The 4887-nt window shown below is 71.7% G+C and carries 7 protein-coding genes; 1 reads left to right on the forward strand and 6 read right to left on the reverse strand.

The window, feature by feature from the left end; all coding sequences use genetic code 11:
- From G3I65_RS05640 to G3I65_RS05655, 4 genes are all read right to left on the reverse strand, one after another.
- Nucleotides 1–1206: FAD-dependent oxidoreductase (locus G3I65_RS05640; RefSeq protein ID WP_160695158.1), on the reverse strand; the 1206-nt coding region annotated here is incomplete at its 3' end.
- Nucleotides 1207–1240: 34 nt separating this feature from the next.
- A complete protein-coding gene (locus G3I65_RS05645) occupies nt 1241–1717 on the reverse strand; it encodes a DUF6423 family protein (protein ID WP_125314938.1) in 477 nt (158 codons plus the stop codon).
- A gap of 255 nt (nt 1718–1972) precedes the next feature.
- A complete protein-coding gene (locus G3I65_RS05650; RefSeq protein ID WP_125314939.1) occupies nt 1973–2284 on the reverse strand; it encodes a DUF6235 family protein in 312 nt (103 codons plus the stop codon).
- A 159-nt stretch (nt 2285–2443) separates the two neighbouring features.
- Nucleotides 2444–2581 carry a hypothetical protein gene (locus G3I65_RS05655; protein ID WP_160695159.1) on the reverse strand — a complete coding sequence of 46 codons (138 nt, stop codon included), beginning with the start codon at nt 2579–2581 and terminating at the stop codon, nt 2444–2446.
- 171 nt (nt 2582–2752) lie between these two features.
- On the opposite strand from G3I65_RS05655, the gene G3I65_RS05660 reads away from it, so the two are divergent.
- Nucleotides 2753–2998: a hypothetical protein gene (locus G3I65_RS05660; RefSeq protein WP_160695160.1), complete on the forward strand. Its 246-nt coding sequence runs from the start codon at nt 2753–2755 to the stop codon at nt 2996–2998.
- 84 nt (nt 2999–3082) lie between these two features.
- Here the strand turns inward: G3I65_RS05660 and G3I65_RS05665 are convergent, their stop codons facing one another.
- On the reverse strand, nt 3083–3274 hold the full coding sequence (locus G3I65_RS05665) for an acyl-CoA carboxylase epsilon subunit (RefSeq protein ID WP_160695161.1): 192 nt from the start codon (nt 3272–3274) through the stop codon (nt 3083–3085).
- Between the two features lie 9 nt (nt 3275–3283).
- Nucleotides 3284–4887 (reverse strand): acyl-CoA carboxylase subunit beta (locus G3I65_RS05670; RefSeq protein WP_239070580.1); only part of this gene is annotated, 1604 nt, incomplete at its 5' end.

Raw genomic sequence — 4887 nt, forward strand, 5'->3', positions numbered from 1 at the left:
GAGGACCATCGCGGCCGCGGCGCCGACCACCGACACGCGCGGGGCGCGGACGTGGGCCAGCGTCCGCTCGTCCAGCACGGGCCAGCCGTCGCGCACGGAAAGCGCTTCACCGGGCAGCAGGCCTTCGCCGATCGACGGGGTGGTGCCGAGCGCGAGCTGGACGTGGTCGGCGGCGATCCGCCCGCCGCCCGCCAGGCGCACCACGGTCGTCCCGCCGACGCCGGGGCCGATGCTCTTGACCGCGGCACCGCGGTGCACGACCAGGCGGCCCTCGGCCTGCGCGCGTTCGAGCAGCGGCCGGAACTCGAACATGATCGACGCCCGCCGGAACGCGCTCATCAGCTCGAGCCGCTCGGACCAGCCGACGCGGTTGAAGCGCAAGCGCCCTTCGGGGCGGAAGAACGAGGAGTTCACGTCGGCGCACTGGTAGCGCTCGCCGGTTTCCCGCACGACCCAGTGCACCTCGCGGCCTTCGGCGAGCGCGCCGGCGATCAGGTGGGCCGCGGTGAGCCCGGCGCCCACCACCGCCAGGCACCGCCCGCCGACCGGCACCGATTCGTCCCAATAGGACACTCCGGCCGGTGCGGAACCGCCACCCCACCAGGAATCCGGGGCTTCCCGGCGCTCTTCGCCGAGGCACAGCACGACGTGCCGGGCGGTGACCGAGAACCGGTCGGCCCGCACGGTGACCGCGTCGCCTTCGGGCACGACCTCGCGCACGCGCGCCTGCCACGTCTTGCTGCCGATGTGGTGGCTCGCGATCAGGTGGTCGCAGTAGGCGTCGAAGACGTCGACCGGGACGACCGACCGGTGGCCCGCCTGCGACATCCGGATCTGGCGCCGCTCGGCCGGCGTCAGCCGCCCCCAGTGCAGGCGCGCGAAGTCCAGGAGCTCGCAGTCGCGGTAGCCCTCGACCCCGGGGTGGTGCTCGTACGGGGACCGGAGGACGCGCTGGCCCAGGCGGTCGATGCGGCCGAAGAACCGGCCGCACGGGCGGCCGGTCCGGTCGGCGATGACGACGTCGCGGACGCCGTGGTGCCACAGCGCGGAAGCCACCGCGACACCGGCCGGGCCGGCGCCGACGACCACGACGTCCGCCGAGGTGGCGGGCACCGTGCCGCGGACCGGGGCCGGCACCGGGGGCCGGGGCCACGCACGTCCGCGGGGTGAGTCCAGCAGGTGCGGCTCGGGCACGAACGTGATCATGTGCTCCCCAGCTCGATCGGGACCCGGCGGGTCGTCAGATGACGGTCACCGGGACGATCAGCTCGATCACGGGTCGCTGGTTCATGCCGTGCGCGACCAGCTCGTCCAGCGTCTGCTGCGACTGCTCGGCGCTGTCGGTGGGGATGGGGCTGTACCGGGAGTAGAAGTACGCCGGCTTGCGCCCGCCCGTCTCCATCGAATAGGCCTTGAGCACGGTTTCGCCCGGGCGCACCTCGCCGTCGTAGAACGTGAGGCGGCGCTGGTCCGGGGTCATGAAGCTCTTGGTGAACTGCGGCGACATCAGCAAGTCGTCGTCGAGGAACGTGGATTCCTCGTCCAGCACGGCCTGCATGGCGACCCAGGTCTGGTCGGTCAGGTTGGTTTCCGCCTTGATCACGTGCCAGCGGCCCGGCTCGGGCAGGTTGACGCTGACCGAGACGTCGTGGTCGGTGGTGTCCACCGCACCGGTGATCATCAGGACCCGGCGGCCGAGATCGGCAGTCCCGGTCATCTGGATGTCCCGCGCCCGGACCCGGCTGGAAACGTCAAGACCCGGCAGTTCAGGTGACGACATTGTGCTGCCTCCTCGTTATTCGCCCCAAAAATAACGTTCTGACCAGCGAACATATGAAGAGTTCCATACCGGGAGGGCGATAGTCAAGGTGCGAAACACATGACCGGAGCAGGCGATATTGGGCCACCTACGCGGCGGTGCTCCCCCGCACGCGAACGCGCATTGCGCCATTCAGAGCAGGATCAGCGCCGGTTACTCCGGGTTGGCCGGGCCCGACTGGGCCGGCGCGACGTCGACGTCGTCTTCGAGCGCGCCGACATAACGGATTTCAAAGGATGATTCCGCGCGCTGCACCATGATTTTGAGGACGAGATTCGCTTTCACGACGACGACGAAATTGCGCGGGTTTTCCGCGTCGCCGAAAATGTCGTAAACGAGGAACGCCGAACCGTCGCCGACCGCGAACAGCGCTTCGTAGAGCGCGTTGCGCTGGGCCTGGGTCGCGGATTCAGCCCACTCCTCGAGGATCTCGAAGCCAGCGGTGAGCTGGAGGCGCACTGCCATTCGCCGGCCTCCCAACCGAACGTCCGCCGGTGCGCCCGGCCCACGCAGACGTGCATCGCGGACAGGCCACTGGCTCGCCCCGCCGGGAACCCCGTGACGCCCCGGCCGACCTCCAGTTTCCCGTGGCGGCCGGGACGTGGTCATCTCCGAAAGTGCGGGTCAGTTGTACCCGCGCACGATGTGCCCGGGCTCGTCCGCCTCCGGCTCGAGGTCCGGCACGGCGCTGAGGTGCCGCTCGGCCGCCCGCTCCGGCTCGGCGGGCTGCTGGGGTTCGGCCGGAACCGCTGCTGCTGTCATGGCTTTCTCCTTCCGGTGGGACGGGTCCACGATGCGCCCGCGCGGTCGCGGATCGGATGTGCGCGACTCAGGTCCGGGTGGATGCGCACCGCACGAGTGGCGGCGGGGAACGCACGGGGAGTGCACTGGGATGACCGAGATTTCACCTGGATCCCTCGAGCGAGGTGCGTCATGACCGATCACGAGACCCCCCGGGGCGCCGCGGAGCGCCAGCGCACCTGCGCGGCCTGCGGAGGCGCGTTCGTCCCCGGCGAGCACACGGAGGTCGAGGTCCTCCTCGACGGAATCGTGCGCTACGTGGCGGTGCACCCGGGCCACAGCACGTATTCCCCGGCCAGGGAGGGCGCGGCGGCGGCCCGGCTGCGGGAGTTCACGCAGGCCCGCCAGGCGGAGGAGGAGCGCGACCGGGCTGCGTGACCACCCGGCCCCTGGGCACGGACGTAGTGAATGACTCATTCCTGTCGTCGGACGACAGGAATGAGTCATTCACTACATCTCGGGTCAGCGCGGCAAGCCCGACAGCCGCCAGGCGCCCGGGCGCCGGAAGAGCGGCTCGCCCGTCCCCCGCGCCCGCCAGCCACCGACCTCGACGGCCGGCGCAGGCGGCGCACCCGCCGCCAGCAGCGCCAGTGCCGTCACCAGCGCCGCCAGTTCCACGTCGTCCGGTGCGCCCCGGACCACCCGCACCACCATCCCGGCCCCCTAGATCGGCAGGTTCCCGTGCTTGCGGGACGGTCCCGGCTTCCGCTTGTCCCGCAGCATCGCCAGCCCGCGGGCCAGCGCCGCGCGGGTCTCTGCCGGGTCGATGATGTCGTCGACCAGGCCGCGCTCGGCCGCGTACTGCGGGTTCAAGTACTCCTCGGTGTACTCCGCGACCAGCTTCGCCCGCAACGCGTCCGGGTCGGGCGCCGCCGCCAGTTCGCGGCGGTGCAGGACGTTCACCGCGCCCTCCGCGCCCATCACCGCGATCTGGTTGGTCGGCCAGGCCAGCGACAGGTCGCAGCCGATCGACCGGGAGTCCATCACGATGTACGCGCCGCCGTAGGCCTTCCGCAGGATCACCTGGATCCGCGGGACCGTCGCCTCGCAGTACGCGTGCAGCAGCTGCGCGCCCTGGCGGATGATCCCGCTCCGCTCCTGCTCGACGCCCGGCAGGAAGCCCGGGACATCGACCAGGCTGACCAGCGGGATGCCGAACGCGTCGCAGAACCGCACGAACCGCGCCGCCTTCTGGGAAGCCGGGCCGTCGAGCACGCCGGCGAACACCACCGGCTGGTTGCCGACCAGGCCGACCACCCGGCCGTCGATGCGGGCCAGCGCGCACAGCACGTTGCGGGCCCAGCCTTCGTGCAGCTCGAAGAACTCGCCGTCGTCGGCGACCTCCGCGAAGACGTCGCGCATGTCGTACGGCTGGTTCGGCTCGACCGGCACCAGTTCCGCCAGCCGGGGCCGGTAGTCGTCCTTCGCGCTGGACGAGCTCGCGTCCGGCGGCGGGTCCAGGTAGTTGCCCGGCAGCAGGGACACCAGGTAGCGGACGTCGGCGAGGCAGCTCTCCTCGTCGTCGTGCACGACCGTCGCGACCCCCGAGTGGGTGCCGTGGACGTCGGCGCCGCCGAGCTCCTCGTGGGTCACGCGGCGGCCGGTCACCGCCTCGACGACGTCCGGGCCGGTCAGGTACATCCGCGCCGTGTCGCGCACCATGAACGTGAAGTCCGCCAGCGCCGGCGAGTACGCCGCGCCGCCCGCGCACGGGCCGAGGATCACGCTGATCTGCGGGATCACGCCGGACGCCTCGACCTGGCGGCGGAAGATGCCGCCGTAGCCGTTGAGCGCGAGGACGCCTTCCTGGATCCGGGCGCCGCCGCTGTCGTTGAGCCCGATCACCGGGGCGCCGTTGGCCACCGCGAGGTCGAGCACCTTGTGGATCTTGGCCGCGTGCGCCTCGCCGAGCGAGCCGCCGAACAGCGTGAAGTCCTGGGCGTAGACGAAGACGCGGCGCCCGTCGATGGTGCCGGACCCGGCGACGACGCCGTCGGTGTACGGGCGGTTGCCCGCCAGCCCGGGCCCGTTCGCCTGGTGCCGCCGGTAGGGCTCGATCTCGGTGAACGAGTCCTCGTCGAGCAACAGTGCCAGGCGTTCCCGCGCGGTCAGCTTGCCGAGCGAGTGCTGGCGCCGCACCGCGTCGAGCTTGCCTTCGTGGATGTGCGCGCGGAGCTCGTCGCGGCGCCGCCGCAGCAGCGGCATGTCCGCGGGCTCCGCGCGCACCTGGTCGGCCGCCCTGGCCAGCTCGATGACCTGGGCGTCGC

The organism is Amycolatopsis sp. SID8362, from assembly GCF_010550475.1.
Lineage (GTDB): Bacteria > Actinomycetota > Actinomycetes > Mycobacteriales > Pseudonocardiaceae > Amycolatopsis > Amycolatopsis eburnea.

Coding starts and splice junctions, on each gene's coding strand:
- G3I65_RS05645 (WP_125314938.1), bottom strand. CDS start 1,717: ATGACCGGGACTGCCGATCTCGGCCGCCGGGTCCTGATGATCACCGGT.
- G3I65_RS05650 (WP_125314939.1), bottom strand. CDS start 2,284: ATGGCAGTGCGCCTCCAGCTCACCGCTGGCTTCGAGATCCTCGAGGAG.
- G3I65_RS05655 (WP_160695159.1), bottom strand. CDS start 2,581: ATGACAGCAGCAGCGGTTCCGGCCGAACCCCAGCAGCCCGCCGAGCCG.
- G3I65_RS05660 (WP_160695160.1), top strand. CDS start 2,753: ATGACCGATCACGAGACCCCCCGGGGCGCCGCGGAGCGCCAGCGCACC.
- G3I65_RS05665 (WP_160695161.1), bottom strand. CDS start 3,274: ATGGTGGTGCGGGTGGTCCGGGGCGCACCGGACGACGTGGAACTGGCG.